The sequence below is a fragment of the Pseudomonas sp. VE 267-6A genome (genome assembly GCF_024126555.1).
GTDB lineage: Bacteria > Pseudomonadota > Gammaproteobacteria > Pseudomonadales > Pseudomonadaceae > Aquipseudomonas > Aquipseudomonas palmensis.
On record NZ_JAMYBY010000059.1, the window covers coordinates 1 to 410 of the forward strand.

At 65.6% G+C, this 410-nt stretch carries 1 pseudogene; it reads left to right on the plus strand.

Annotated features, from left to right (window positions below):
* Positions 1-386 (plus strand): annotated as a pseudogene (locus tag NJH59_RS25430) (malate synthase G); the annotation flags it as partial.
* Positions 387-410 lie beyond the last annotated feature (24 nt).

Genomic DNA, 410 nt, shown 5'->3' on the forward strand with positions numbered 1-410 from the left:
TGGAGAACAACTGCCAGGGCATTCTCGGCTACGTGGTGCGCTGGGTGGAGCAAGGGGTCGGGTGCTCCAAGGTGCCGGACATCCACAACGTCGGCCTGATGGAAGACCGTGCGACCTTGCGTATATCCAGCCAGCACATTGCCAACTGGCTGCTGCATGGCACGGTGAGCGAGGCCAAGGTACGCGAGGTGCTCGAACGCATGGCGGTGGTGGTCGACCGGCAGAATGCCGGGGATGCGGCATACCGCCCGATGGCGCCGGACTTCGCCACCTCGATGGCGTTCCAGGCCGCCAGCGACCTGGTGTTCAAGGGGCGTGAGCAGCCGAGCGGGTATACCGAGCCGCTGCTGCATGCGTGGCGCTTGAGGTTCAAGGCGGCGAACTGACGGGCCTCTTCGCCCGCAAGGCTG